Source organism: Streptomyces kurssanovii, from assembly GCF_040677245.1.
Lineage (GTDB): Bacteria > Actinomycetota > Actinomycetes > Streptomycetales > Streptomycetaceae > Streptomyces > Streptomyces kurssanovii.
This window is the reverse complement of sequence record NZ_JBFAQK010000003.1, coordinates 141,953-167,877: the sequence shown is the minus strand read 5'-3', so window position 1 is coordinate 167,877 and position 25,925 is coordinate 141,953. Positions and strand designations below refer to the sequence as shown.

Annotated in this window: 28 protein-coding genes and 2 pseudogenes; 13 read left to right on the top strand and 17 right to left on the bottom strand. The window is 71.0% G+C overall.

Annotated features, from left to right (window positions below; all coding sequences use genetic code 11):
- Positions 1–11 precede the first annotated feature (11 nt).
- Positions 12–1,193 (top strand): hypothetical protein, encoded by a 1,182-nt coding sequence (locus AB0K36_RS04490; protein ID WP_364588120.1) that lies wholly within the window; start codon positions 12–14, stop codon positions 1,191–1,193.
- 212 nt (positions 1,194–1,405) lie between these two features.
- Positions 1,406–2,614, top strand: a complete 1,209-nt coding sequence (locus AB0K36_RS04485; RefSeq protein ID WP_364588117.1) for an acyltransferase family protein — start codon at positions 1,406–1,408, stop codon at positions 2,612–2,614.
- Positions 2,615–2,679: 65 nt separating this feature from the next.
- Here AB0K36_RS04485 and AB0K36_RS04480 read toward each other — a convergent pair whose 3' ends face one another.
- The 5 genes from AB0K36_RS04480 to AB0K36_RS04460 form a co-directional block, all read right to left on the bottom strand.
- Positions 2,680–3,774: a magnesium and cobalt transport protein CorA gene (locus AB0K36_RS04480; protein WP_364588114.1), complete on the bottom strand. Its 1,095-nt coding sequence runs from the start codon at positions 3,772–3,774 to the stop codon at positions 2,680–2,682.
- A 67-nt stretch (positions 3,775–3,841) separates the two neighbouring features.
- A complete protein-coding gene (locus AB0K36_RS04475; RefSeq protein ID WP_364588111.1) occupies positions 3,842–4,426 on the bottom strand; it encodes a TetR/AcrR family transcriptional regulator in 585 nt (194 codons plus the stop codon).
- A gap of 12 nt (positions 4,427–4,438) precedes the next feature.
- Positions 4,439–5,020 carry a sugar O-acetyltransferase gene (locus AB0K36_RS04470; RefSeq protein WP_364588108.1) on the bottom strand — a complete coding sequence of 194 codons (582 nt, stop codon included), beginning with the start codon at positions 5,018–5,020 and terminating at the stop codon, positions 4,439–4,441.
- A gap of 159 nt (positions 5,021–5,179) precedes the next feature.
- The gene (locus tag AB0K36_RS04465) at positions 5,180–5,680 is read right to left on the bottom strand and encodes a DUF5709 domain-containing protein (RefSeq protein ID WP_364588422.1); all 501 of its coding nucleotides are present in this window, start codon (positions 5,678–5,680) and stop codon (positions 5,180–5,182) included.
- A 125-nt stretch (positions 5,681–5,805) separates the two neighbouring features.
- Complete coding sequence (locus tag AB0K36_RS04460) at positions 5,806–6,543, bottom strand: phosphodiesterase (RefSeq protein WP_364588105.1); 738 nt, start codon at positions 6,541–6,543, stop codon at positions 5,806–5,808.
- A gap of 915 nt (positions 6,544–7,458) precedes the next feature.
- Here AB0K36_RS04460 and AB0K36_RS04455 point away from each other — a divergent pair.
- From AB0K36_RS04455 to AB0K36_RS04445, 3 genes are all read left to right on the top strand, one after another.
- The gene (locus AB0K36_RS04455) at positions 7,459–7,683 is read left to right on the top strand and encodes a hypothetical protein (RefSeq protein WP_435877773.1); all 225 of its coding nucleotides are present in this window, start codon (positions 7,459–7,461) and stop codon (positions 7,681–7,683) included.
- Positions 7,676–8,755 carry a response regulator gene (locus tag AB0K36_RS04450; protein ID WP_189465680.1) on the top strand — a complete coding sequence of 360 codons (1,080 nt, stop codon included), beginning with the start codon at positions 7,676–7,678 and terminating at the stop codon, positions 8,753–8,755. The genes AB0K36_RS04455 and AB0K36_RS04450 overlap by 8 nt, the downstream gene beginning before the upstream one ends.
- A gap of 155 nt (positions 8,756–8,910) precedes the next feature.
- A complete protein-coding gene (locus AB0K36_RS04445) occupies positions 8,911–9,966 on the top strand; it encodes a DNA topoisomerase IB (RefSeq protein WP_364588099.1) in 1,056 nt (351 codons plus the stop codon).
- A 19-nt stretch (positions 9,967–9,985) separates the two neighbouring features.
- Here AB0K36_RS04445 and AB0K36_RS04440 read toward each other — a convergent pair.
- The 3 genes and pseudogenes from AB0K36_RS04440 to AB0K36_RS04430 form a co-directional block, all read right to left on the bottom strand.
- Positions 9,986–10,114, bottom strand: a pseudogene (locus AB0K36_RS04440) (transposase); the annotation flags it as partial.
- A gap of 4 nt (positions 10,115–10,118) precedes the next feature.
- Positions 10,119–10,310 carry a hypothetical protein gene (locus AB0K36_RS04435; RefSeq protein WP_364588097.1) on the bottom strand — a complete coding sequence of 64 codons (192 nt, stop codon included), beginning with the start codon at positions 10,308–10,310 and terminating at the stop codon, positions 10,119–10,121.
- Between the two features lie 148 nt (positions 10,311–10,458).
- Positions 10,459–10,809, bottom strand: a pseudogene (locus AB0K36_RS04430) (helix-turn-helix domain-containing protein); the annotation flags it as partial.
- 105 nt (positions 10,810–10,914) lie between these two features.
- Here AB0K36_RS04430 and AB0K36_RS04425 point away from each other — a divergent pair.
- Positions 10,915–11,565 carry a hypothetical protein gene (locus tag AB0K36_RS04425; RefSeq protein WP_364588094.1) on the top strand — a complete coding sequence of 217 codons (651 nt, stop codon included), beginning with the start codon at positions 10,915–10,917 and terminating at the stop codon, positions 11,563–11,565.
- A 401-nt stretch (positions 11,566–11,966) separates the two neighbouring features.
- Here the strand turns inward: AB0K36_RS04425 and AB0K36_RS04420 are convergent, their stop codons facing one another.
- The 4 genes from AB0K36_RS04420 to AB0K36_RS04405 all read right to left on the bottom strand — a co-directional run bounded on the left by AB0K36_RS04420 (position 11,967) and on the right by AB0K36_RS04405 (position 16,108).
- Entirely contained in the window at positions 11,967–13,073 is a 1,107-nt protein-coding gene (locus AB0K36_RS04420; protein WP_364588091.1) for a hypothetical protein, read from the bottom strand.
- 104 nt (positions 13,074–13,177) lie between these two features.
- Positions 13,178–13,588 carry a RidA family protein gene (locus AB0K36_RS04415; protein WP_364588088.1) on the bottom strand — a complete coding sequence of 137 codons (411 nt, stop codon included), beginning with the start codon at positions 13,586–13,588 and terminating at the stop codon, positions 13,178–13,180.
- A 117-nt stretch (positions 13,589–13,705) separates the two neighbouring features.
- Entirely contained in the window at positions 13,706–14,755 is a 1,050-nt protein-coding gene (locus tag AB0K36_RS04410; protein WP_364588085.1) for a zinc-binding dehydrogenase, read from the bottom strand.
- A gap of 357 nt (positions 14,756–15,112) precedes the next feature.
- Complete coding sequence (locus tag AB0K36_RS04405) at positions 15,113–16,108, bottom strand: aldo/keto reductase (protein WP_364588082.1); 996 nt, start codon at positions 16,106–16,108, stop codon at positions 15,113–15,115.
- 128 nt (positions 16,109–16,236) lie between these two features.
- Between AB0K36_RS04405 and AB0K36_RS04400 the strand changes: the two genes are divergently transcribed.
- A complete protein-coding gene (locus AB0K36_RS04400) occupies positions 16,237–17,097 on the top strand; it encodes a helix-turn-helix transcriptional regulator (protein ID WP_364588079.1) in 861 nt (286 codons plus the stop codon).
- 145 nt (positions 17,098–17,242) lie between these two features.
- On the top strand, positions 17,243–17,926 hold the full coding sequence (locus AB0K36_RS04395; RefSeq protein ID WP_364588077.1) for a hemerythrin domain-containing protein: 684 nt from the start codon (positions 17,243–17,245) through the stop codon (positions 17,924–17,926).
- Positions 17,927–18,081: 155 nt separating this feature from the next.
- Here the strand turns inward: AB0K36_RS04395 and AB0K36_RS04390 are convergent, their stop codons facing one another.
- Both AB0K36_RS04390 and AB0K36_RS04385 read right to left on the bottom strand, forming a co-directional pair.
- Positions 18,082–18,507, bottom strand: a complete 426-nt coding sequence (locus AB0K36_RS04390; protein ID WP_364588074.1) for a DUF1801 domain-containing protein — start codon at positions 18,505–18,507, stop codon at positions 18,082–18,084.
- Between the two features lie 37 nt (positions 18,508–18,544).
- Positions 18,545–18,709 carry a hypothetical protein gene (locus AB0K36_RS04385; RefSeq protein ID WP_364588071.1) on the bottom strand — a complete coding sequence of 55 codons (165 nt, stop codon included), beginning with the start codon at positions 18,707–18,709 and terminating at the stop codon, positions 18,545–18,547.
- A gap of 202 nt (positions 18,710–18,911) precedes the next feature.
- On the opposite strand from AB0K36_RS04385, the gene AB0K36_RS04380 reads away from it, so the two are divergent.
- From AB0K36_RS04380 to AB0K36_RS04365, 4 genes are all read left to right on the top strand, one after another.
- Positions 18,912–19,877: a Rieske (2Fe-2S) protein gene (locus AB0K36_RS04380; protein ID WP_435877771.1), complete on the top strand. Its 966-nt coding sequence runs from the start codon at positions 18,912–18,914 to the stop codon at positions 19,875–19,877.
- Positions 19,878–20,102: 225 nt separating this feature from the next.
- Positions 20,103–20,969 (top strand): GNAT family N-acetyltransferase, encoded by an 867-nt coding sequence (locus AB0K36_RS04375; RefSeq protein WP_364588068.1) that lies wholly within the window; start codon positions 20,103–20,105, stop codon positions 20,967–20,969.
- 147 nt (positions 20,970–21,116) lie between these two features.
- Entirely contained in the window at positions 21,117–21,770 is a 654-nt protein-coding gene (locus AB0K36_RS04370) for a TOPRIM nucleotidyl transferase/hydrolase domain-containing protein (RefSeq protein WP_364588065.1), read from the top strand.
- Positions 21,771–22,105: 335 nt separating this feature from the next.
- Complete coding sequence (locus AB0K36_RS04365; RefSeq protein WP_364588062.1) at positions 22,106–23,269, top strand: DNA gyrase subunit B; 1,164 nt, start codon at positions 22,106–22,108, stop codon at positions 23,267–23,269.
- A gap of 79 nt (positions 23,270–23,348) precedes the next feature.
- Here AB0K36_RS04365 and AB0K36_RS04360 read toward each other — a convergent pair whose 3' ends face one another.
- Positions 23,349–23,714 (bottom strand): hypothetical protein, encoded by a 366-nt coding sequence (locus AB0K36_RS04360; RefSeq protein ID WP_364588059.1) that lies wholly within the window; start codon positions 23,712–23,714, stop codon positions 23,349–23,351.
- Positions 23,715–24,047: 333 nt separating this feature from the next.
- On the opposite strand from AB0K36_RS04360, the gene AB0K36_RS04355 reads away from it, so the two are divergent.
- Positions 24,048–24,269, top strand: a complete 222-nt coding sequence (locus AB0K36_RS04355) for a hypothetical protein (protein WP_364588056.1) — start codon at positions 24,048–24,050, stop codon at positions 24,267–24,269.
- 138 nt (positions 24,270–24,407) lie between these two features.
- Here the strand turns inward: AB0K36_RS04355 and AB0K36_RS04350 are convergent, their stop codons facing one another.
- Together AB0K36_RS04350 and AB0K36_RS04345 are read right to left on the bottom strand one after the other, a co-directional pair.
- A complete protein-coding gene (locus AB0K36_RS04350; protein WP_364588054.1) occupies positions 24,408–24,641 on the bottom strand; it encodes a ferredoxin in 234 nt (77 codons plus the stop codon).
- A gap of 3 nt (positions 24,642–24,644) precedes the next feature.
- Positions 24,645–25,895 carry a cytochrome P450 gene (locus AB0K36_RS04345; protein WP_364588051.1) on the bottom strand — a complete coding sequence of 417 codons (1,251 nt, stop codon included), beginning with the start codon at positions 25,893–25,895 and terminating at the stop codon, positions 24,645–24,647.
- Positions 25,896–25,925: the final 30 nt, after the last annotated feature.

Genomic DNA, 25,925 nt, shown 5'->3' with positions numbered 1-25,925 from the left:
AGAACGACTCCATGCCGAAGACCAGTACCTCCTCGACCACCGTCCCCGACACGACATGGCTGGGGCACGGGCGCCACCTCGGGCCGACGCCCGAGCAGGACGTCCGGCGCAACCTCATCGCGCTCAAGGCCGCCGGTGTCATCGACGACTTCCTCGACCTCGCCCCTGCCGATGCCGGTGCGGGAGGCGTGGGCGGCCTGCCCCCCGCGCTCGACACCGACGAGAGCGCCCCGCCGGACCCCTCCGCCCGCCGCCTTTTCGAGGCCCGCTGGCGCGTGGACGGCGATGTGACCGTACGCGCCCAGCTGACGTGCTTCGACTCCCACGGCAGACAACGTGACGGCGAGGCCGTCGGATGGGTGCTGGCCGCGAAGGCGGAACGGACCTGGGACCAGCGGTGGCCCTCCCCCGCGACGATGTTCTGGCCCGACAGCGACCGCATCGACTGGGACCACGACGCCGTCCCCGGTCTGCGGCTGCGGACCACCAACCGGCTGCCGGACGACGACAAGGAGATGCGCCGTCTCCTCAAGGACTGCAGTCGCGTCAGCTGGAACATCCACATCGTCGTCCACGAGGCGATGACCCCCGACGCGCGTGGCCGGCTGCCTCTGACCCCCTTCCTACCGCCGAGCCTGCGGCACCGGGTGGTGGAGCACCGGGCCTCGCCGGAACAGTTCCAGATCGTCAATTGGGCGATGAGGGACCTACACGTTCGGGTGCCTCGGGGCGGGGCGGTGATCCTGCCCACGGCGTCAGCGGGCCCGGAGTACGACGCGGAACGCTTCGCCGTCCGCAGTGTCTTCCTGGACGGCTCGGAGCCGGCGGAACTCGTGGACAAGGTCACCGCCTTCGCAGAGCTGCCGCGGACGGTGACCGCCGACGCGGAAAAGGCCCTCGACAGCCTGCGCCATCGGTGGCATCTGCTCACCATGGAGGAGGAGTTGGCCCACACCCGTCGGCTCGTCACCAAGTACGCGGAGGCGCTCGAGGCCATGACCAGGTCTCGGGACCTGTACCGCGAAGCAGCCGAACTCGCGCAGGCCGCGCTGGCCGAGGCGACCGGCCCCGACGGCGTGCCGCGTCCGACCCCGGAGGACACGGCCGCCAGGCCGGCAGGCTCCCCACGAAGCGCGCTGATCAAGGCGCTGGGGCGCTTCAAGGACACGTCGAAGCAGCACCCTCAGAAGTAGCGGACCCCTGCGGCGCCGCACTGATCCGAACCGCGGCCGGCCACCGCGCGTTGTTCACGGCTGCGGACCGGGAGTTCGTCCCCACCGCCAGGTCCGACGTACGGGACGCCTTCCGTCCCGTCCTCGAACGATGACCGGGGACCGGCCGCTGCCGGGGGAACGCTGTCCTCCGTGCACGTCCTCTCCCATACTGGGCCGGGGGCAGGAGGGACATGGACACGGAGACGGCGACCGAGCCACCGGCGCCCGCTGCTCGGCGCCGCGAACTGGACGTACTGCGCGCCCTGATCGTTCTCGGCCTGGTCTTCTTCCACGCCGCCCTCGTCTTCGCGCCGGACGACGACTTCTACGTCAAGAACGCGGAGACGGCCGACGCCGTCACCGTGCTGGCGGGGTTCGGTGTGGTGTGGGCGATGCCGATGCTGTTCCTCGTCGCCGGCCTCGGCACCCGGCATTCGATGCGCCGCCGCGGCCCCGGCAGGTTCGCCCGGGAACGCCTGCTGCGCCTGGGTGTCCCGCTGGTCCTCGCGTCGCTCGCCCTCAATCCCGTCCCGCAGTGGCTGCGGCTGCGGGCGGCGGACCCCGGCTACGACGAGTCGTACTGGCGTTTCTGGCCCCGTTTCCTCACCGTCCGCCTGGAACCCGGTGACTTCCCCTTCGTCCTCGACGGCCGCTACTTCGAGACCGGCCACCTGTGGTTCGTCGTACTCCTCCTCGCCTTCTGCCTGCTCCTCGTGCCGGTCGCGGGCGTGGTCGCTGTTGCCGGCGAGCACGCGGCGGCGGCGGTGGCCCGCCGGCCCGGACTGCTCCTGCTGCCCGCGCTGGCGCCGGCTCTGCTCAACGCGCTGCTGGGCATGGAGGAGGACTACGCGGGCTGGAACCGCTGGACGTACCTGCTGTTCTTCCTCTGCGGCTACGCGGTGGCCGACGACGCCCGGTTCCGCGCCGCCCTGCGCCGCCTCGCCGTGCCGGTCGGCCTGCTCGGGCTCGTCCTGTTCGGCGCGTCCGCGCCCGGGTTCGTGGCGGGGGACGACCCGTTCACCGCGTGGAGCCCGCTCGCGCTGGCCACCAGGGCGCTGTTCGGGGCGGCGGGGTGGTGCTGGGTCGTGGCGATCGTGGGACTGCTGGACAGGCCGCGTGAACGTGGTCGGTCCTCGGGCGGGGGCGGACGGGTGTGGGGGTATCTCACGCTCGCCGCACTCCCGTTGTACGTGTTGCACCAGCCGGTCGTGGTCGCCTTCGCCTACGCGGTGGTCGGATGGCCCGCGCCGATCCTTGTCAAGTACGCGGTGATCGTGACGGGTTCACTGGCGGTGATCCTCGTCGTGTACGAGTACGCGGTGCGCAGGACCCGGGTGACGCGGTTCTTGTTCGGCATGCGTCCCGAGCCCGGTCCCTCCAGGACCGAACTCGGATCCTGAAAGCACGGCCGCACCGCTCGTGCGGGCGCGCAGCCCCGGCCGTCCCGTGAACCCGGCGGGCTCGGCTACAGCCAGCCGTTGCGGCGGAAGCCCCGGTGGATGACGAAGCAGGCCAGGGTGATGACGGTCAGGGTCAGGGGGTACCCGTATCTCCATCGCAGTTCGGGCATGTGGTCGAAGTTCATGCCGTACACGCCGCAGACCATGGTCGGTACGGCGACGATCGCCGCCCAGGCGGTGATCTTGCGCATGTCCTCGTTCTGGGCGACGGTCACTTGCGCGAGATGTGCCTGAAGGATCGAGTCCAGCAAGGCGTCGTAGGCGGTGATCTGCTCGGTCACCCGCGCCTGGTGGTCGGCCACGTCCCGGAAGTACGTCCGTATGTCCGCATCGACCGACGGCAAGGAGCGGGTGGCGAGCGCCTGCAGGGGGCGGTCCAACGGGGTCACGGCGCGCCTGAGTTCCAGGAGCTCCCGCTTGAGCTGGTAGATCCGGCCCGCTTCACCCTGGGCCCGGGCCGCATGCTCGCTGAAGACGGCGGTCTCGACATGGTCGATGTCGTCCTGCACCGCATCGGCGACGGCGAGGAATTCGTCGACGACGTGGTCGGCTATGGCGTGCAGCACCGAGGACGGACCTTTGGCCAACAGCTCCGGGGTCTTCTCCAGCCCTTCCCGGAGCGGCCCGAGCGACCCATGACGGCCGTGCCGGACGGTGATCACGAATTGGTGGCCGGTGAAGACCATGAGCTCGCCGGTGTCCACCACTTCGCTGGTGGCGGTGAGCTCCTGGTGCTCGACGTAACGGCAGGTCTTGAAGACGGCGAAGAGCGTTTCGCCGTACGCCTCGAGTTTGGGGCGCTGGTGGGCGTGCACGGCGTCCTCGACGGCCAGCGGGTGGAGCTCGAACAGCTCGGCGATCCTTGCGAACTCCTCCTCCGAAGGTTCGTGCAGACCCAGCCAGACGAAGCCCTCCCCCGACTTTCCGACCCGTTGCATCGCCTCGTCCACCGGGCAGGTCCCGGACTGCCGTACGCCGTGCTCGTACACCACGCAGTTGACCACCGCGTTGCCCAGCGGGGAGCGGGACGGGTGGCTCAGGTCCACGGTCCTGCGCTTGGCGCCGCGTACCGCACGGCGGAGGTTACGGATCACCGGCACGGCATGGCTCCTTCGAACGACCATCGGCCAGTGTGCCACCGGCCCTCGTGCCTGTGGGGGCCCGGTGTCAGGGGCCGGGCCCCCACAGGCTGCTCTGTGGCCGCTGCCGCTCGGTGGTGGTGATGCGCCTGACCGCTTCGCGGGTGAGCGCGCGGTCGTGCGGCGCCCGGTCGAGGGCCCGGTGGAGGGTGAGTCCTTCGATGAGCGCGTCGAGTTGGCGGGCGGTGTCGGGGTCGAAGTGCCGTTCCAGGAGGTGACGGCTCCGGAGCATCCATGCCTGGGTGAGTTCGCGGTACTCCGGGCGCCGGGCGGCGAGTGTGTAGAGCTCCTGGGTGAGTACCAGGTCGCGTCGCGGTCCCTCGGAGAGCTCGTGGACGAGTGCGGTGACGGCTTCACACGCCTGTTCCGGGCTGCCGGCACGGCCCAGGTGGTGCTCGAAGACGGCGACGAAGTGGTCGGCGAAGCGGGTGAACGCTTCGCGGAGCAGGTCGTCGATGCCGGTGAAGTGGTAGGTCATCGAGCCGAGGGGTACGCCGGCACGGGTGGCGATCTTGCGGTGGGACACGCCTGCGATGCCCTCGTCGGCGATGTGGTCGAGGGTGACGGCGATGATCCGTTCGCGTCGCTGCGGGTCGGTGTGTCCGGTGGCCATGGGTGCCGGGTCTCAGAGGTGGCGGATCGGCCGGGCGGGGTTGCCGACGGCTACGACATCGGCGGGGATGTCCTTGGTGACCACGGACCCGGCGCCGATGACGCTGTTGTCGCCGATGGTCACGCCGGGGCAGACGATGACGCCTCCGCCGAGCCAGACGTTGTCCCCGAGGGTGACGGGCAGGGCGGCCTCCAGCTTGTCGCGGCGCGGCTGGGGATCCAAAGGGTGGGTGGGGGTGAGGAGTTGGACATTCGGGCCGATCTGGCAGTCCTCGCCGATGGTGATCCGGGCGACGTCGAGCGCGGTCAGGTTGTAGTTGACGAAGGTGCGGGCCCCGATGGTGATGTTGCTGCCGTAGTCGACGTACAGCGGCGGGCGCACCTCGACGTCCTCGCCCACAAAGGCGAGCAGTTCTCCGAGGATCGGCCGGGCCTTCACCGGGTCCTCCAGGTGGGCGGCCTGATAGCGGGCGGCGAGCCGCACGGCCTGCTGTTGCCTGCGGGCGATCGCCGGGTCGTCGGCGATGTAGAGGTCGCCGGCGAGCATGCGCTCCAGATTGGTGCGGGGGTCGTCAGCAAAGTGGTCCGTCGCCATGCGTACGACCGTACACTCCGAAAGGTACGTTCGTACACTCCCGCTGCCTTCGGTCCGGCCGGCATGACCGGCGCACCTTCCTCGGTCCGGGCGCAGCGCCTCGTCAGGGTCATGAAGGCCGCTCGCCGCGGCTCTCCGCGTCACGGTCTTCGGCCCCGTTCACGTGCCTCCCCTGTCCAGGTCTCGCTCCGGCCCTTCGAGGTCGTTGTCGCGTACGACATGCATGGCGGCCTCCTCGGCGCCCGCCGCGCCCGCGTCGACGCCCACGTCGGAGGCGAAGAGTTCCTTGTCGGTGTCCGGGTGGGCGCCCTCGTCCGGCGCGACGAGCCGTCCCGCCCGTTCGGTCCCTGCCTCGGGATCGATCGGTTCACCCTCGCCACCGGGCAGGTCGCCGATGCCGTCCGACTCGTCCGCTCCGGCGTCGGGCAGCTCTTGGGCCAGCCGCTGGTCGAGGGTCTCGCCGTCGTGCTGCTCGGCCGCGGTGGTGCCTGCCTTTTCCACCCCGAGCGGCCTCTCCGGCGGCGAATAGCCCTCGTCGAGGATGTCGTCGTAGCTACGCTCGCCCACTGTGTTCTGGAGGTCCAGTGGTGCGGCGTCCTCCTGCTCTTCGTTGCTGCCCGTCGGCTGATAGACGTCGTCCGCCATGCTGCCTTCGGTCATCATCACCGCCTCCGTTCTCCGCGGGCCGGTCCCTTCGGCGCCGCTCTTTCGGGGTCGCACTGTGCCCGACCGGCTCGATCTCTTCCTGTCTTCCTCTGTAACCCATCCGGAGGCGTCGGGCGACGTCACGGCTCTGGGCGGTCGGCGCGTCTTCCCGCCCTGGAGGCGGCGTAAGCGGCCTCCCGCAGCGTGACGAGCCTGGCGGTCGGGTGCAGCTGCGGCAGGCGGTTCGTGAAGGGGTCGTACGAGACGGTGTCCTCGGGCGGAAGGTCGTGGGGCGGCCCTGTGGTGAGCGTGCCCAGGGCGCGCCACGCCTGCCCGGGCTGCGCCGCGCACAGGTGGAACGTGACCGGGGCCGCCTGAAGAGTTCCGCGCAGACCTGAGAGGTCGCTGGGCGCGAAGGGTGAGGTCACCACCGGATGTGCCGCCAGCGTGCCCGCACGGTCGCCGATCCGGTAGGAGAGCAGCGTGGAGTAGGGGCCGGCGAGTGCGTCGAGCCGGGGCCTGGGCACATGTCTGGTCCGCGGCCCGCTGCCGCTGCTGGTCAGCAGCAGATCGAGGGGGCGATCGGGGCCCCCGGCGTCGTACACGCGGACAGCGAGGCCCAGTGCGTCCGGCAGCCGCCCGGGCAGCCCCGCGGCGCGTGACCACCGCAGCCGAACCTGGTAGACGCCCGGGTCGTCCAGCCACGGCTCGCCCCAGGGAAGACCGGCCGGATGGATCTCGAGGACGCCGTTGCAGCTGACACCGAACGGGTGCAGAGCCGGCGCGTGGCGACGGCGCGCGATGCCGCGTGCCGCCCGCGCGGCGAACCTGACGCCGACGGGCAGCTTCGTGCCTGCCTGAGACGTGTGACTGGTCAACGAGGCTCTGCTCCTGTCGCGAGGGAGGCGGACACCGTCGCGGGTTCCCGTGCCGGGCAGCGTGAACCCTGTGCCGGCCGTCGGACCGTGAGCCCACCGTGGCGAGCCGGCGTCCCGCTGGGCCCGTAGGCGTGCCCGCGGGGGTGCGGGCCGACGCCTGCGTGGTGGCCTGTGCGGCCGCCTCGGGCGGACCGGGCTCGGACCGGCTCGGACCGGGCTCGGGCGGACCGGCTCGGACCGCGGCTCGGGCGGACCGGCTCGGACCGAGGCTCGGGCGGACCGGCTCGGACCGAGGCTCGGGCGGACCCGCTCCGGCGGACCCGCTCCGGCGGACCCGCTCCGGCGGACCCGCTCCGGCGGACGGGCTCGGGCGCACCGGGCTGGGGCGGACCGGCTCGGGCGAACCGGGCTGGGGCGGACCGGCTCGGGCTGCCGCCGTGTCGGCGACCTCTCTGGTGACGTTCTAGGGATCTGCCCACGGGTGAGCGGGCGACGTCGAACACGGATGCCGACGGTCCACGGGTGCCCGGTCGCCCGGCCCGGACGGCGGCAGCGGCGGCGGCAGTGGCGGCAGTGGCGGCAGTGGCGGCAGTGGCGAGCCGACAGCTCCGGACGAACGGCTCGCAAGCCGGATCGTCCACTGTGCTCGCGGCAACGCGTCAGCATCGTTGCAGGGCAACACCGGGCAACGGTTACGCGCATGCCCGCTCCGACCAGCGGGAACCGACACCGTCCGCCGAGAGATCCGGTGCCAACAGTGATCGCTGTTGCACTACTTCTCCGGTCGCGGAGCGCATCGGCCCCGCCGACCGCCATTCTGTGATTCCCCGCTCCGGCAATCCGCCGGAAGCGTGACAAGTCCCGTTGCCCACGCACGGGTCGGACGGACGGAGATCTTTGGTGGACCGGCCTCTGTTGTCTCAGAGAGCGACCCTGGTGTTCCTGCTCGCCGTGATCGGGGGCGTGACCGCGGGAGTTCTGACCGCGCTCGCCGGCGAAGGAACGCCCCGCAGCGTCCTCGCGGGCCTCGCGACCGCCGGGCTGTCGGTGGCCTTCTTCGACCGCCTCATCGCCGCCGAGACCGCCGGCTGCCGCGAGGCGGCGGGTGCCGGCGCCGGAGAGGCGGAAGACCGTGGGTGAGCTGCGACCTCTCGGCAACGATCTCACCGAGGCGTCCCGCGCTCTCGCGCAAGCGCTGCGGGAGCTGTTCGAAGGGATGGAGGTCTCCGTACGACGCTATGCGGCTCGGCGCCGGCGCGATCCCGGGACGTTCTCGCGCTACCTGAACGGAACCCGTTTACCCCCGTGGCAGGTGATCATGGACCTGTTCACGGACCTTGCCGAGCACCATGGAACCGCCGTCACCACCGAGGCCATCGAGTTCGTTCGCGGCCTGTACGGCTCGGCGGTCGACGCCGCCTCCTCGCCCAAGCACGCGGTCGAGCTCCTCGAGCAGCAACTGGCCGACGCCGACCGGGTCTCCCGGCGCTCCAGCGTCCGCGGCGACGTCCTGGGCGACGCGCTTCTTGACCGCACCCACCGCATCGCCGACCTGGAGGTACGCCTCAACCAACTGGAGGCCGACCGGAGCGCGGAACGGGAGCGGGCGGACAAGCTCGCTGCCGCACACTCCGACGTCACCGAACTCCTCCAGGAGCGCAACGACCTCGAGATGGAGGTGTCCCGCCTGGACAACGAACTGCGTGCGGCGCGGGAACAGCGTGCCGCCGCCGAGGCACGGTGCGATCTCCTCGAACGTCAACTGGAGGCCGTGGAGCGGCCGGCGGCTCTGCCCGCTGTCTCGCAGCCGCAGGACATGCCCAAGATCCTCATCGTCGACGACCAGGCGGACAACCTGCTCGCCATGACCGCGGTGCTGGCGACCCTGGACCAGGAGCTCGTCACCGTCTCTTCAGGCCGCGAGGCGCTCAAGGCGCTGCTCGACCACGACGACTTCGCCGTCATCATCATGGACGTGCAGATGCCGGAGATGGACGGTTACGAGACGTGCGCCCACATCAAGCGCCGGCCGAGGACCCGCGACGTCCCCATCATCTTCCTGACCGCGATGGGCGTCGATCCGGAGCACTCCGCCCGCGGCTACGCCGCAGGCGCCGTCGACTACATGAGCAAGCCCTTCGACCCCTGGGCGTTGCGCGCCAAGGTCGCCGTGTTCACGTCCATCTACCTCGAACGCCGAGGCCATCGGTGAGCCTTCGAGTCCGGTCGGGGCGAGTTTGTGAACGGCGCATCCGGACAGAAGCGTGGTGTGCGGCAGCGCCGTTCGGGCAAAGACGCGCTGCGGCGACGTCGATCAGGAGGATCAGCCGTTCACATCCACGGCCGATCGCGTCCGAGGAGGCGGGGTTGCGTCTTCACCACAGCCGGCCCACCGACCCCGGTTACACCCGGAGGCGCCACGGGCGCGGCTTCCGCTACTTCGACGCACAGGGGCAGCCGCTGCGCGACCCCGCCGAACTGGCCCGTATCCGTGCGCTCGTGGTCCCGCCCGCCTGGAGCGACGTATGGATCTGCAGCCGGCCCAACGGCCACCTCCAGGCCGTCGGCACCGACGCCGCCGGCCGCCGCCAGTACCTGTACCACCCGCAGTTCCGCGCCGAGCAGGAGCAGGCCAAGCACGACCACGTCCTCGACGCCGCCGAGGCCCTGCCCGCCGTACGTGAGACCGTCGAGGGACACCTCGGCGACCGCGGCCTGACCCGCAAACGGGTCCTCGCCACCGCCGTTCGTCTCCTCGACCTCGGCTTCTTCCGTATAGGCAGCGACCAGTACACCGAGCTGAACAACAGCTACGGCCTGACCACGCTGCTCCGTGAACACTCCAGCTGCCAGGGCGGCGCCGTCCTCTTCACCTACACCGGCAAACACGGCAAGGAGATCGTCCAGACCGTGGCCGACCCCGCCGCCTGCCGCAGCCTCACCGCGCTGCTGCGCCGCCGCGGCGGCGGCGACCGCCTCCTCGCGTACTGGGAGCGGCCCGCCTGGCACAACGTGAGCAGCGCCGACGTCAACGCGTACCTCCAGGAGCTCGCCGGCCTGGAGATCACCGCGAAGGACTTCCGCACCTGGCACGCCACGGTCATGGCCGCCGTCGCGCTCGCCGTCTCGCAGTCCGTCGCGCGCAGCGAGACCGCGCGCCGCCGCGCCATCGCCCGCGCGGTCCGCGAGGTCTCCGGATACCTCGGCAACACTCCCGCGATCTGCCGCAGCTCCTACATCAACCCTCGAGTGATCGAGCTGTACGAAGAGGGCGTCACCATCGCCGCCGCCCTGCCGCGCCTCGGCGACGAGGGCGCGTTCGGCATCCCCGCCACCCGCGGACCCGCCGAGCGGGCCGTCCTGCACATGCTGCGCACGGACAAGCCACCCGAGGCCGCTCCCAGGGGCCTGTCTGACAAATGATCCCGGCGGGTTCGCGGGGCCACAGGATCAGAGCTGCCACGACGATTCCAGGGTGATCCCGCCACGGCCGACCACGACCATCAACGCGCGGCAGCAAGGGCTCTGTTCGCTCCCACGTCGCCTCCGTCAACGCGCCTCGACCTGCCACGAAATCAATGATCAGAGTGCTCGTGCTCGGACTCCCGCGCGGGGCCCGTCACGAAACGGCTCAGCCGGTAGGTGGTCGGCAGCGTCAGGCGCCCGCACAGCGTGTCGATCCGGATCATCGACCCGTCGACTCCTGCCTCCCGAAGACAGCGCAACCGCTCACGCATCTCCGCCTGGTCCCGAGTCTCGACGACCACTTCCCACTGTCCGGCGTCCGGCGCGGTGCGAGCGGCAAGCCGCTGCCGCGCGTCCTCTTGCCGCCGCCTTCTCTTCCCCTGTCCTGGCACCTGCCCAGAATCACTGGGCCGGCGCCGGCACGGCAAGGCAATTGGACCGAGCACGCACCCGATCGCTGATCGTTTGCCGGACAGGCCTAAGGGCTGTCCGGTAAATGATCTCGGCGAACCGCTTGCTGGAACGTAAGGCGAGCATCGGTCCGAGGTGGTCGATGATGCGGTCCGCCGCCGACTTGGACACCCCGAACAGCGGCGCGAGCCGGCGCATGGTGAGGTTCGTGCACCAGTAGGTCGTGACTAGCAGAGCCCGGTCCTCCAGGGAAAGACTCCACGGTCGGCCCCTGCGGACCGTGTCCGCGCCTTGGCGCCGCGGAACTGTCACCAGCTTCCCGAAGGCGCGAGGGCTCAGCCCGGAGAGCGTGGCCGTCCACGGCTCCGACGCCGTGATCACACCAGCCAGACCGTGATCGTTCCACCCAGAAGAGGTCGAGCGAAGTGTCCTTCCAAGCAAGGTCAGCGGCCATCGGTGCTGCACCTGCCGACATGGCAAGTCCAGAATGCTGCCGTGGCCAAAGACGAGCAGAGCGGCATCGAACCGCGTTCATTCCTGACATGCGCGACAGAGGTAGCTCGACTGCTGGGCGTCGAAGACGTCGCCATGAAGCCGAACGACCAGGCCCGCCGCTTCGCCCATGCGGTGCGTAAGCCCCTGCTCGAACGCGTAACCCTGCCGGAGGAGTTGTTCGCCCCACTGATGGCTGCAGCCGTGTACGACCCGGATCCCAGTTTCTGCCGCTGGTTCGTTGAGCCGGCGGTCTACGCATTCGGCCGCCGCCGTGTGATGGCGGCACTGGTCGACTATCTGCGGGGCGGCACGGATGCTGAGCGAGCTGGTGCCGTGCGGGCCTGGTACAGCGCCCACGTGCCCGTCCGTGCACATCGGTCTCCGGCGTACGGACCCGGCGGGGTACGCGATCCCGCTCTGGACGAGTCACATGACATCAAGGCCGCCTGGCTCGAGGCATCCATGCGGGTGTTCGCCGAAGCCACCGACCTGCAGATGCGCCACCGTGTCCTGCTGGGCCTGCCCACCTCCCGCGCGGCATACCCACCATCCCTGCACGAACTACTTGAAAGCACGCTCGCATCTGCCCGAGTCCATCCCGATCTACACATCCGTCGATGGGCCGCAGCAGCAAACCACGAGGAAGTCTGAGCCGATTCTCACCCCTCCCATAGTTACGGGAGGGCCCTTAGGCCGGCCTGGGGCTCCGTGGCGGGATCTGCCGTTGGAGCGCCAGGCTCGGTCAGAGAATCCGGTATCGCTGCAGGCAGCCAGGCTTTAGCCTGCGGCCCATGCATCAGCCTCGAAGGCGCGACCGGCGCCCGGCTCGCCGCGTGTCGTCAGAGCCGAACCTGCGCCAGGAGTTTCGAATCCCTGCCGCAGGCGCCGATGTGGTCCTGGTCGGCTACTTCTCCGCAAAGCAAGGGGACTTCGAAACACTCATGCACAGTTCGCCATTTCGGGAGGCACAGTTGCCCGGCGCCGCTCCTCGATGGCGGCAGAACGGTCACCGGGCGGCGCGGGGCATGGTCTTGGAGCCTTTCGCCGGCCGGCTAGAAGTTGCCCGCGTGCATGTGTCGTGCGGGGCGTTCGAAGATGTCGCGCAGCCATGGGCCGCGGACGGCCGGCAGCCGGGCCAGGGTGTACCGGAACAGTGCCACGTCGATCCGGAACACGCCTTGGACACCCGGCGTGGGCGGGTCGTCGCGAAGGACGTCGTCGGGCATGAGACGTGACGCGGGGACGGGCGGCTGCTGTTCGGGGAAGACCAGCCGGAGCCACACCCCGAACGGCAAGGGCACCGAGTACGCCCGGGTGACCGTGCCAGCGGGGGTCCAGACCTCCCCGGTCTGCGGATGGGACGGGACGAGGAGGATGTCGGCGTCCGCGTCGGGGGCGGGCAGCCCCGGTCCGGCGAGGACGGCGCGCCGCGCCGGCGGACCGGACGGCAGCAGGGCGTCGAGGGCGCGTTGGAACATCTCCGCTGTCAGGCCGTCAGGGACGGACACCGCGCGGCCTTCCGAAGCCGCCAGGAGGTGGGCGAGCGCCACCCCGGCCGCCGCCTCCCACTGCGGGCTCCAGGACCATCTGTCGCTCGCCCCGGACAGCGATCCCCACAGGGTGATCGGCTCGAACGGGGGCACGCCCTTCCCCTCCGCCATCAGCTTCGGCCAGGAGAGCGGTCCGGAGACGGCGCCTTCGGCAGGGAGGCGGCACACGGCGTCCGGGGCGAGCCACACGGCCTGCCAGAGCGAGCAGTCGTCGATCCGGGTCGCCACCGGCAGACCGCACGACTCGCATGCCATGTTGGGGCCGTCGCCCCCGGCGAGGCCGCAGCAGGCACCGCCGCGCTTCTCCGGGATCAGCACCGCGCCACGGGAATCTCCGGGGGCGATGACGATCGCACCGGGCGCACCGTCGGACAGGGCGTGGACAGGCGCATGGACGCCACGCGCCGCCGCCTCGTCCGGACCGATCTCCTCCCACCTCCGCCACGGCGGCCCCCAGGGCTCCGGTTCCACGGCGAACGTCCCCGGTTCCATGAGCACCGGGAGCTGAAGCCCGTTCCCGTACTGCTGGTGGGCGCGGACCGGCAGGGCGACCTGGGACAACGGGGCGGTCAGCTCGGCGCCGCACCCCGCGCACACGAAAACGAACAAATGCCCTCCGCTCGGGAAACAGGGGCATCCTCGCAGCTCGGCGGCGGCCGTCCAACGTGTTTCCGCCCCTTGCCGCGAGCGCAGGCGGGGTGTGTCGGCAGGCCTCAAGAGTCGAGCACGGCGGCGACAGCCTCGATCTCGACGAGCTGGTCCTTGTAGCCGAGCACGGTGACTCCCATCAGGGTGCTGGGGACGTCATGGTCGGCGAACGCGTCCCGGACCACCTCCCAGGCGGCCACCAGATCCTCCCGCCGGGCGGATGCGACGAGAACCCTTGTGCTGATCACGTCCTGGAGCGACGCGCCGGAGGCTGCGAGAGCAGTCTGCATGTTCTCGACGGCTTTCGACGCCTGACCCGCGTAGTCCCCCACCGCTGCGGTCGAGCCGTCGTCGTTCAAGGGACACGCCCCGGCGAGGAAGATCAGGCGGGCATCGGCGGGCGCCGTGGCCGCGTAGGCGTACTCGGCCACGTCGGACAGGGACGCGGAGCGGATCAGGGTGATGGCACGATTCACGGCCGGCGGGTTCCTTCCCATCAGGTGTTGAGCGTGGACATCCTGCCAACGACCCGACGGCACCCGCCTTTTCTTTTCTCACCGGGCCACCATCACGGCCGCGGTCGCCATGCACTGCTACGGGTGCATGATGATCTTTCCCACGTGGTCCCTCCGGGAGAGTTCCTCCTGGGCCTGGGCGGCCTGTTCCAGGGGGAAGGTCGCGGCGATGACCGGCTGGACCTCGGCCTGACGAGCCAGGTCCATGAGGAGGTCGAAGTGGATGGGCGTGTGCATCGCGGAGCCGATGACCTGCGCGTTGTGCAGGTAGAGACGGCGTACATCAAAGGTCACGTCGTATCCGCCGAGCGCGCCCGCGATGACCCACCGGCCTCCTTCGCGCAGCAGCGGCAGCCCTTCGCTCACCAGCCCACCGGCCACGACGTCGAGTGCGACGTCGATGCCCTGCGGGGCGGCGGCGCGGATCTGCCCGGCGACGTCTCCTGCGCGGTCGACGACTTCGTGTGCGCCTGCCTCGCGCACCGCATCGATCTTGGGTCCGCTGCTGATGGCGAGCACCCGCGCGCCGCGCGCACGGGCGATCTGTACCAGCGCGACGCCGACGCCGCCGGACGCTCCCGAGACCAGGACGGTCTCCCCCTCCTGCAGCCGACCTCGCTCGATCATGCCCAGTGCCGTGCCGTACGCGGTCGGCAACGCCGCGAGCTGGTCGTCCGTGAGCGGGGACTCCGTCACGTCATGTACACGCTCCGCAGACGCGGTCACGTACTCCGCGTAGCCGCCGTCGCGCTCGCTCCCCATCAGGCCCACCGGGTTCGCATCCGGCCCGTCGGTGTCGTAGATCGCCGGGTCGACGACCACTCGGCGCCCCACGAGACTCCCCTCCACTCCGGCGCCGACCGCCACGACCCGGCCGGCCACGTCGGCGCCCTGGATACGGGGGAAGTCGATGGGACCTCGCCAGCCCGACAGCGCCCCCGGATCTCCCGGCCGGCCATAGGCGCCCTCCCGGGTCCACAGGTCGGTGTTGTTCAGCGCTACGGCGCTGACCCGGACCAGCACCTCTCCGGCCCGGGGGACCGGGACGGCCACCTCCGCGAGCTCGAGGACCTCCGGTCCTCCATGCCCCGTGATGCGCATCGCGCGCATGAACTCGGACGCACCCATCGCTTGAACCTCCTCGCAGGTATGACCTCACGGAACACGACCGGGGCCGACGGTCGACGGTCGACGGTCAACTCGGCCGTGCCGCCGTTGACACCGGCGACGGCCCCGCCATGACCGCTGCCCCCGTCGACGCCGGCGACGGCCCCGCCGAGACCGTCACCGCACCCTACGAGGCAGTGCGGACCTGGAGCGGGACCCATACCCGTGGTTACGTGCTCGTCAACGCCCTGGCCGAACCCCCGGCCCCCTCGCATCCCGCATACCGTGTCGCCGCGGCCCTGAAGCGCTGGGTGCTCAACCCGCCGGCGCCTGCTCTCCGGCGCCCCCCGCGCCGCCGACGGCGCCGGAGAGCCGGACTCAGTTCCCCACGCCGAGACCGGACATGAACGCGGACGGATACCGGTCGCCGCGTGCCGCGCCCTGCGGTACCGCCTTCTCGATCTCGGCGAGGTCGTCCGCGGCGAGGGTCAGGTCCATCGCGGGCAGCGCCTCGGCCAGCCGCTCGCGGGTGCGGGCGCCGACCAGCGGCACGATGTCGTCGCCCTGTGCCGCCACCCAGGCGATGGCCAGCTGGGCCACGGTGCACCCCTTCGCCTCCGCGACCCGGCGCAGGGCCTCCACGAGGGCGAGGTTGTGTTCCACGTTCCCGTTCGAGAACCGCGGGCTGAAGGCGCGGAAGTCACCGGGCCCGGCGGTGCGGTCGGCGGACCAGTGCCCGGAGATGAGGCCGCGGCTGAGGACGCCGTACGCGGTCAGACCGATGCCGAGCTCCCGCAACGTGGGCAGGACGTCGGCCTCCACCGCGCGGGAGATCAGCGAGTACTCGATCTGGAGGTCGGTGATCGGGTGCACGGCGTGCGCCCTGCGGATCGTCGCCGCGTCGACCTCCGAGAGGCCGATGTGCCGCACGTACCCGGCGTCGACCATCTCCTTGATCGCGCCCACCGTCTCCTCGATCGGAACCGCCGGGTCCAGCCTGGCGGGACGGTAGATGTCGATGTGGTCGGTGCCCAGCCGGGTCAGGGAGTAGGCCAGGAAGTTCTTCACCGCCTCGGGACGGGCGTCGGCACCACCGAAGTCGTGGCCCGGTCCGCGCAGCATCCCGAACTTGACGGACAGTCGGTAGCTGTCCCGGTCCCGGCCGCGCAGGGCCTCGGCGAGCAGCAGCTCGTTGTGGCCCATGGCGTAGAAGTCGCCGGTGTCGATGAGCGTGACGCCGGCCTCGAGCGAGGCGTGCACGGTGGCGACGCTCTCCGCGCGGTCGGCCGCGCCGTACACGTCCGACATGCCCATCGCACCCAGGCCCAGCGCGGAAACGGCCGGGCCGGTGCTGCCCAGGGTTCGTGTCTGCATCGCGTTCTCCTTCGTCGTCGAATCCGTCACCCACCTTGCGGGTGCGCCGCGGCGTACGGGAGCGGAGCGTTCATCATGGGAGCGCCGCTCCCTGGATCGGCTCGCGGGCGGCGCGGGACCATGGAGCCATGCAACGTGACCAGCTCGCAGACTTCCTGCGCCACCGCCGCGAGGGGATCCGCCCGGCGGAGGTCGGCATCCCCGACGGCCCGCGCCGCCGCACCACGGGCCTGCGCCGGGAAGAGGTGGCCATGCTCGCCGGCATGTCGGTGGACTACGTCGTACGCCTGGAGCAGGGCCGCAGCAGTCAGCCCTCGACCCAGCTGCTCGGCGCGCTGGCCCGGGCGCTGCGCCTCTCCGACGACGAGCGCGCCCACCTGTTCCACCTGGCCGGCCACCGTCCCCCACCCGCCGACGCGGTGGCCCGCCTGGCCCGCGCCGGCCTGGTGCGCATGCTCGACCTGCTGGGCGACACCCCTGCCCTGGTGCTGTCCGACCTGGGCGAGGTCCTTGCCCAGAACCGGGCAGCCGTCCTGCTCACGGGCGACCACACCGGATTGTCCGGCGACCGGCGTTACCTCGTGCACCGCTGGTTCACCGAACCCGCCACCCGCGCCGTCTACCCGCCCGAGGAGCACGAGCACCAGGCCCGGCAGCTCGTGGCCGACCTGCGCGCCGCCGCCGGCCGCCGGTCCGGCGATCCCACGGTCGCCGGGCTCGTCGACCGGTTGCGGGCCGTGAGCGCCGACTTCCGCCGGCTGTGGGCCGAGCACGAGGTGGCCGTGCGGCGCGCCGACCGCAAAACCCTGCTGCACCCGCGGGTGGGCCGCCTGCTGATGGACTGCGAGACCCTGATGACGCCCGACCAGGGGCAGCAATTGCTGGTGCTCACCCCGGCGGACGCCGAGGCCCGCGAGCGGCTGGAGCTGCTGCTGGTGCTCGGCGTGGAGGAATTCCCCTCGGGTACGACGGGCCCGCCCGTTCGGTGAAGCGGACGACCGGAGGACGAACCGGTGAGGAGTGCCCTTGAGACGCCCTGGGTACTCGCGGAACCGGCGGCGTAGGCGACGAACCCCGGAGGGGCCCGCCGAACGAACCCGGCCCCGGGCCACCACATGGGCTGAGGAGGCCCCGATGTCCACCTCCATCACACAGCAGAGCGTCGAGGAGCTCGGCGGCGAGGCCAGCGTCCTGGTCCGGCAACGGCGCGACCACGCCAAGCTCGACCGCCTCATGAACCGCTACGTATCCAGCGGCCGGCCGCCGGAGGAGCGGCAGCAGACGCTGCACGACATCATCCAGCTGACCTTCAGCCACGCCTTCGCCGAGGAGACCGTGCTGTGGCCCGCGCTGCGGCGGCTCGCGGACGACGGCGAGGAACTGACCTCACGAGTCGAACGGGAGCACCAGGAAATCAACGACCTGGTCGCCGCCGTCCAGCGCACCGACCCGGCCGACCCCCGCCACGACGACCTGGTCGAGCAGGCCTTTTCCCTCATACGGCAGGACATCCGCGACGAGGAGGAACTGCTCCTGCCCCGCTTGCAGGAGGCCCTCGGCCATGACAACGCACGGCTGAGGCGACTCGGCACCACGTGGGAGACGGTGCGGCGCACCGCCCCCACGCGTCCTCACCCGGCCGTGCCCCGCCGTCCCCTCGCGAACGTGCTGGCCGGAGTCCCGCTGAGCGCGTTCGACCGGGCTCGCAACATGGTGAGAGCCGGCGCCGGAAGCTCTGCCGTCCGGACGACCGTGGTGGTGAGCGGGTCCCTCATCACCGCCTGGTTCATGGCAAGGCGGGCACGGGCGGGTCACTGAGCCTTTCAGCGTGGACCGCTGACCGGATGAGGGGCCCGGCCCGCCGCCGGCTACGGCATCGCCATGGCAATCGAAAGTCGCAGTCGGGGCCGCCGTCAGAGTCGCAAAAGGAGTCGCAAGACGGGCCGCGAGACGAGTCGCTGTCGAAGTCGCCTTCAGAAGAGTTCGTCACCGGGCAGGTCGGCGGCCTGACGGATCCAGCTTTCGACGAGCTCCTCGTCGAACTCCTCGTCCTCGTGGATGTCGAGGTAGCGCACGCGCTCATGCTTGGAGTCGCCCGGAGGGAGCGGATCCAACGACGAGCCGTTGAGCCACGTCACCTTCACGTACTTCGTGAAGCAGTGGAGACCGAGGAACCACCCGTTGCCTTCAACGCCGTAGAAGGGCGAGTTCCATCGGACCGCCTTGCGCACGCCGGGGACGGTCCGCACGATGAGGCCGTCCAGATGCCGGCCGACATCGCGTTTCCAGCCCGGCATCGCATCGATGTAGGCCTGGACGGGACCGTCGCCGTCGCCCTTCGGGATCTGCGGGTTGCCACCCGACAGCAGTCGCGGCTTCTCAGATGGCCGATGTGCCATGCGCCTGATTATACGATCGTGACCGGATCCCGGCCTTTCAGGCGGGGTCCATTCCCCCGTCACCGCCCTCCCCCGACGGAACCGACTCGTCGGGATCCTCCGTCGAGGGCTCATCGGCATAGGTGGGGCGAGAGTGCTCGTCGGCGAAGTCGGGCTCCTCTTCCGGCTCCGGAGGCACGAATCCGTCTTCCTGATCGGACATGACCCGATTCCTTTCTGTGAGGACGGTGTACGGCTTCATCGTTGTCCTCTCGGTCCCCGGCCGCACGCCCATAAGGACAGCAGCACCACACGCTCCGGCCCCGTCGCCCCGGCGGCACCCCTGGCGTGGAACGCGCGGTGGCTTCCGTGGGGGCTCAGCCCGGATGCGGTTTCGTGTGCTCGCCCGTGGTTACTCAGCTCCTATGAACCGATGGGACACATCACCGGGCAGCGACGGGGCCGAACTCCGGAAGCGCTTCTTCTCGTCATCCGCAGGCCCCGGCCGGTTCCTCGCGGCGATGGACCGCCTGGAGCGGATCCCGCGCAACGACCGGGTGATCGACCGTCTCCAGCGGGCCGTGCACGGGCTTCCTCTGGGACGTGGAAGGGACTTCCTGCACGGCAGGTGGCTGGGGCATCCCGTCCATCCCCTGCTGGTGCAGGTGCCGATCGGCAGCTGGCTCTCCGCGGCCGTGCTCGACCTGTTTCCCGGGCAGGCCCGCGGAGCACGCGCCTTGGTCGGCGTGGGGCTCGCCGCGGTCCCCCCGGCGGCGTTGGCGGGCTGGGTCGACTGGGCCGATCTGCAGCGCCAACAGATGCGGGTGGGGCTCGTGCACGCGGCGACGAACGTCACGGCCGTGGTGCTCTACGCGGGGTCGTTCACCGCCCGCACACAGGGTCGCACCCGACTGGGCAAGGCCCTCGGCTTCGCGGGCCTGGCCGCGGTCGGCCTCGGGGGCGCGCTCGGCGGCCACCTGGCCTACCGGCAGGCGTCGGGCGCCAACCACGCGGAAGCCGTGCCCCATCTCGTGAAGTCCGGGTGGCAGGAGATCGGCGCCGTCGCCGACTTCCCCGTCGGCATGGCGGTCCGCCGGCACGTCGACGACGTGCCGGTCCTCGTGGTGCGCGAGAGCGGCAACACCGTGCACGTTCTCGCCGACACATGCAGTCACATGGGCGGCCCGCTCTCCGAAGGGACGATCAGCGACGGCTGCGTCCGTTGTCCCTGGCACGGCAGCGTGTTCCGCCTGGCCGACGGCTGGAACGTACGTGGCCCCGCGACGGCACCGCAGCCCGCCTTCGAGACCCGCATCACCGACGGCCGTGTCGACGCGCGCCTGCGGCAGCCGGAGTCGGATGCCGGACCGCACAGGACCGACGCCGCCTAGCAGGAGCGCCGCCGCCACGACGATGCGTCCCCCCGTCGCCGACGGCGCGAAGCCCGTCACCGTCCCTCCCGTTCCGCGGTTCCCCTTCTGCGGTTCGTCCCGGAACCGGTCCCGCCCGTAAGGGACTTGCCCGTTGCGCCCTTCCCGACTTCCTGAGCCCCCCACCACTCCGTGCGGCCGGAAATCGGGTGCGGACCGTCGGCGCGATGGTGTGTGATCGGGGGCATGGCGATTGTGCTGGGCAAGCCGGAAGTCGACGGGCTGGGTGAGGCCGTGGGCGTGCTGCGGGAGTGGCAGTACGACGGGGCGCCGATGCAACTGCATCCGGGGGATCTCGGCTGGTTCTGGCGTTCAGGTGCGGAAGCGACCGCCGCGGCGGTCAGGACGTGGAGCCGGGCGGGCCGGATTCTCGCCGTCGGGCTGCTGGACGGTCCCGGGCTGCTGCGGCTGACGATCGCGCCGGACGCTCAACGGGACGAGGAACTCGCGCAGAAGCTGGTCGAGGACGTGACCGACCCGGAGCGCGGCGTGCTGCCCGAGGGGAGGGCGAACATCGAGGCGCCGATGGGTGCGCTGGTCCAGGATCTGCTGTTCGAGGACGGCTGGAACACCGACGAGCCGTGGACGCCGCTGCGCCGCGACCTCACGGAGCCGGTGAATGACCCGGGCGTGCGGATCGAGGCGGTCGGGCCGGAACGGGCGCATGTGTTCGCCGCCGTTCAACGGGCGGCGTTCGACGGGTCGAGGTTCACGGACGAGCGCTGGCACGCGATGGCGGCCGGATTGCCGTACGCGGACGCCCGGTGCCTGGTCGCCTACGACGACCGGGGCGACGCGGTGGCGGGGGTGACGGTGTGGTCGGCCGGTCCGGGGAAGCCCGGGCTGCTCGAGCCGATGGGCGTGCACCGGGACCATCGCGGTCACGGCTACGGCAAGGCGATCACCGTCGCCGCGGCGGCCGCACTCCAGGAACTGGGCGCGTCGAGCGCGCTCGTCTGCACCCCGAGCTCCAATGTCGGCGCCGTCGCCACGTACAAGTCGGCCGCGTTCCAACAACGCCCGGAGGTCCGGGACCACTACCGGGACGCGTAGGGGTTTACTACGAAGATCGAAGCTCTGTCAGCAGCGCGCCGCACCGAAGCCGCATCTCCTCCGATTCATGGGGCCGTCGCCCGCGGAAAAACGTGCGTGCGTACGCGATCCGGGCCGTGCCACGATGGCGTCGGAAAGCGAGGTGTCGTGGACGAGTTGACGCGGTTCCGCCTGGCGCTGGTCGCGTGGGCGGCCGGTGGAGCGGGGGCGGGTGCGGCGGCCGTGGAGGCGCGGGAGCTGGCCGGCGGTGTGCGGACGATCGTGCTCGTCGAGGGCAGCAGTGATCAGGTCGCACTCGAAGCGCTGGCCACGCGTTACGGCCGCGACCTCGGCGCGGAGGGCGTCGCGGTGGTACCGCTCGGAGGTGCGACGAGCATCGGGCGTTTTCTCGACGTGTGCGGTCCTCCGGGGCTCGGCCTCCCGCTGGCGGGTCTCTGCGACATCGGCGAGGAGCGGCATTTCCGGCGCCATCTGGAGCGGGTAGGGCTCGGATCGGGTCTCACGCACGCCGGACTGGAGACACTCGGGTTCCAGGTGTGCGTCGCCGATCTGGAGGACGAGCTGATCCGCGCACTCGGGGCCGATGGTGTGCAGCAGGTGATCGAGGACCAGGGCGAGATGCGCCCCTTCCACACCTTCCAGGGCCAGCCGGCACAGCGGGAACGGCCCGTGGAGCACCAACTGCGCCGCTTCATGGGCACGCACAGCGGCCGCAAGGCGCTCTACGCGCAGGCCCTGATCGCGCACCTGGACCTCGGGCGCGTTCCCCCGCCGCTGGAGCGCCTCCTCACGCACGTCTGAACCGAACGGAAGACGGCGTCACATCAGCGTGGGGCGTGTGCGGTGTGACGGGCGTCCCGCTCGTCGTGGAGCACGCCGATGCTCGGACACGGCGTTCCGGGCGGGCGTACGACGTTTCTGAATCGGGGACTTCGGGGCCGTCCGGAACGGGGTCGTTCCCGGCCCCGGCGGACCCTGGGCCGGGCTCCGGACCCGGCTCCCGATCCCTCGGACGACCGCCTCCGGGCAGGCGCTCACCCGCCCACCCGGGCTCCCGGCGAACCGGCTCTGACCTGGCGTTTCCCTGGGATCCGCCTAGGCTGGCAGCGTCTGCCGGACACTCCGAGGGGGAGTTCATGAATCAGGACGCCATCAGGTACGACGCCACCCACATTCAGGTGCTGGAGGGGCGCGAAGCCATTCGGAAGCGGCCCGGGATGTATGTCGGCTCGACCGGCGAACGGGGCCTGCGTCAGCTCGTGTTCGAGGTCGCCGACCGGGCGATGAACGAGATCATCGCCGGCCACGCGAGCTCCGTCGACGTCATCCTCACGCCCGACGGCGGCGTCCGCGTCGCGGACGACGGGCCGGGCGTCCCCGTCGAGGCCGCCGGGACCACCGGCGGTCCGGGCCTCGAAACCCTGCTGACCCGCCCGCGCATCGGACCGGAGCCGGGCGGCCGCCACGCCGGCGTCCTCGGCCACATCGGCATGGGGCCGTGCGTCACCAACTCCCTGTCGAGCCACCTGACGGCCGAGGTGCGGCGCGAGGGGGTCCGCTGGGTCCAGGAGTACGCGCGCGGCGTCCCGGTCACTCCGCCCACCGCCGCGGGACCCGCGACCGGGAGCGGGACCACCATCGCCTTCCGGCCCGACGCCGACATCTTCGGAACGGCGGAGTTCTCGTTCGCCGCGCTGGCGGAGATCTTCAGGGAACTGGCCCTCCTGAACCGGGAGTTGGACATCTCACTGACCGACGAACGCCTCCCCGGCAGTACCCGGGCGGTCCGGTTCCGATTCCCGGGCGGGGTACAGGACTTCGTCGCCTTCCTCGAGGGCGAGGCCGCGGTCCCACTTCATCCTGACATCGTCGGCTTCGAGCGGGAGGACCCTCGGATGGCGGGGACGGTGGCGGTGGCCCTCCGGTGGTGCGACTCCCGCGAGGAACAGATCCGGACCTTTGCCAACAGCCGGCCCACCCCCGAAGGCGGCACGCACGCAGAGGGTTTCCGCGACGGGGTCGCGGCCGCGGTCAACGCGTTCGCGCGTCAGCGGGGACTGCTCACGGCGGCAGACCCCGATCTCGGTGCCGACCGGATCGGCGAGGGGCTCACGGCGATGGTGTCCGTATCGCTGGATCACCCCGAATACGGCGGCGCCACCCGCGCCAGGCTGGACAACGCCCCAGCACGCGCCTGCGTCGGCCGGGCCGTCCGGGAAGACCTCGGCGCGTGGCTCGAGGCACGGCCGGAGCAGGCCGCGAACGTCATCGGCCGGATCCTCCAGGGCGCCCGGGCCTGAGCGGCAGCAGGCCTCCCCCGCCGGTTCCGGAAACGGGACCGGCGGGGCGGCCGCACTGCCGCTCTCAGTCGTCGGCTGCTCAGTCGTCGGCGGCGACCAGGAGGGCGATGGTGCCGACGCGGCGATCGATGAGCACGAGCTCATGGAATTCGATGTGGATCGGGCCGTAGTCGTGCTGTGCGTCCTCGGGGAGGTCTCCGAGTGCGTAACGGCTCGTTGCCTGACGGATCGGGGTGTGGACCGCCTCTTGCAGCCTCGCGTCCAGATCCGGCGGAGGAAGCACACCGCTGGTCGCCCATGTGTGAATCGTGCCGGTCGCGCTCGACTCGTCGACTGCCACATAAGTGCCGGGAGTGATGCGGTGCGCCCACCACTGACCGTGGCGCGGTTCGAGCCAGATGCCTGCTCCGTCGTATGTGTCCCGGAACTGCGGGTGGGCGATCAACGCGGCCAGGAGCTCCTGGTCGGTCCGTGAGTCGGCCGGCAGGTGGAAGCGCTTGATGTGTACCCATCGGTAGCCGTGGCCTCGCCCGTCCGGGAAGTCGAAGAAGTCCTTGAAGTTGATGAAGGGACTGTCTCAGTGAGTGAGTGCATGCCGCATACCGAGCAGCATCACCCAGCGCCCCGGCGTGAACCAAACGGCAAGCCAGCAAATAAGGACGACCGAGGATGCCCGGCGCACCGGCGCAGAGTGGCCGCGCCATCCCCGGCGACGGCTACTGGTCGGCGCCATCGGCGTGCCTCACAGCAGCTCGGCTCGTCGGCGTCATCCTTAACCATGGACAACGGCGAAGCGACATGGAGCAGCACCGACACTCTTGGCCTCGAGATCCGGACGGACGCGACCGGCACCGTCGCCATGAGGCTCTTGGGCTGGGAAGGCGTATTGCCCCTCTCCGTGATTCGTCTGACGACGACCGCGGTCATGGCTGCGGCCCGCCAACCAGCGGGCGGCGATCTCGAACCGCGTGGCATGAGACCGCAGGGCTGCGCGGTCTGAGCGGGCTGAATGCCGCTGACCGACGTGATGCCGGGTGCCGGGACCGGCGCCTGGGCCGGGTGACGACGGGTCCGCACACGCGAGAGCCCCCCACCGGTGCGCGGTGCGGGGTTCTCGGTCCCGGAAGTGCCACGGTCGCTACGAGCCCGTGGAGTCCGTGGAGTCGAGGGATATGGCTCCGGCGGGGCAGAGGCCGGCGGCCATCCGGGCCGCTGCCCGGTGCTCAGGGGCCGGCGAGGGGTGCAGCAGCACCACCAGGCCTTCTTCGTCGTCCTGGTCGAAGACCTCCGGAGCTGTCAGGGCGCACATGCCGGCGCCGGCGCAGCGGTCACGGTCGACGCCGAGGCGCAGCGGTTCTCGTGGGTCGCTCATGGGCTACTCCTTGTCCCAGGTGACCGGCAGGCTGAGCGCGCCGTAGATGTTGGAGCGGTCGCGCAGCGGCACCTCCTCGGGCGGCACCGCGAGGCGCAGGGTGGGGAAGCGGGCGAAGAGCGCCGGGAACGCGACGGTCATCTCGACGCGGGCGAGCTGCTGGCCCAGGCACTGATGCGCGCCGTGGCCGAACGCCAGGTGCCCGGCGGCCTTGCGGCGGATGTCGAGCCGGTCTGGGTCGGGGAACCTGTGGGGGTCGCGATTGACGGCCTGCACGGAAATGGTCACCGTCTCGCCGGCCCTGATCAGCCGGCCCTCCACCTCGACGTCCTCGAGTGCCGCCCGCGGCAGCGGGTCGGCGACGCTGAGGTAGCGCAGCAGCTCCTCCACGGTCTGTCCGGCGAGGGCGGGGTCGGCGCGCAGGGCCTCGAGTTGGCCGGGGTTGCTCAGCAGGGCGAAGGTGCCGAGGCCGAGCATGTTCGCGGTGGTGTCGAGCCCGGCGGCGAGCAGCAGCCCGCCGATTCCGGCCAGTTCCTCGTCGGTGAGGTCGGAGGTGGTCAGATCGCTGAGCAGGTCGTCGGTGGGCTCGGCGCGCTTGGCGAGGACCAGTTCGTTCAGGTACTGGAGCAGCGCCGTGTAGGCCTCGCCCTTGGCCTGCGCGTCCGCCGTCTGGTCGAAGAGTGTCGCCACCTGGCTCTGGAAGCGCTCCCGGTCGGCGTACGGCACGCCGAGCAGTTCGCAGATCATGAGCGCGGGCACGGGCTGCGCGAACGCCGTCACCAGGTCGGCCGTGGGCCCGGCCTGCTCCATGGCGTCCAGGCACTCGGTGGTGAACCGTTCGACCCGCTCCGTGAGTTGCCGCATACGGCGGACGGTGAACCGGCCGGTGAGCAGGCGCCGGTAGCGGGTGTGCTCGGGGGCGTCGAGGCCGATCATGTCGCCGACCGGAGCCGGCGGTAACTCTCCCGACACGCCCTCCATCGGGACCGGCAGGTGCAGGAGTTCGTAGCGAGAGCTGAAGCGCGGATCGGCCAGGATCGTGCGGGCGGCGGCGTGTCCGGTGACCAGCCAGCCGATGTGTCCGTCGGCGTAGCGCATCCGGCGCAGCGGCTGGTCGCTCAGCGCGGTGAGTCCGGCGGGCGGGTCGAAGGGGCAGCCGGTGCGCCGGTCGGTGGGCAGAGTGGGCGGCTCTTCGGCGGTGGTGTCGGCTGTGGTGCCGGCCGTGGCGCCGGCGGCCGTCGGGTCGTACGACATGGGTCTCCTCCTGCGATCGTCGGGCGGGGT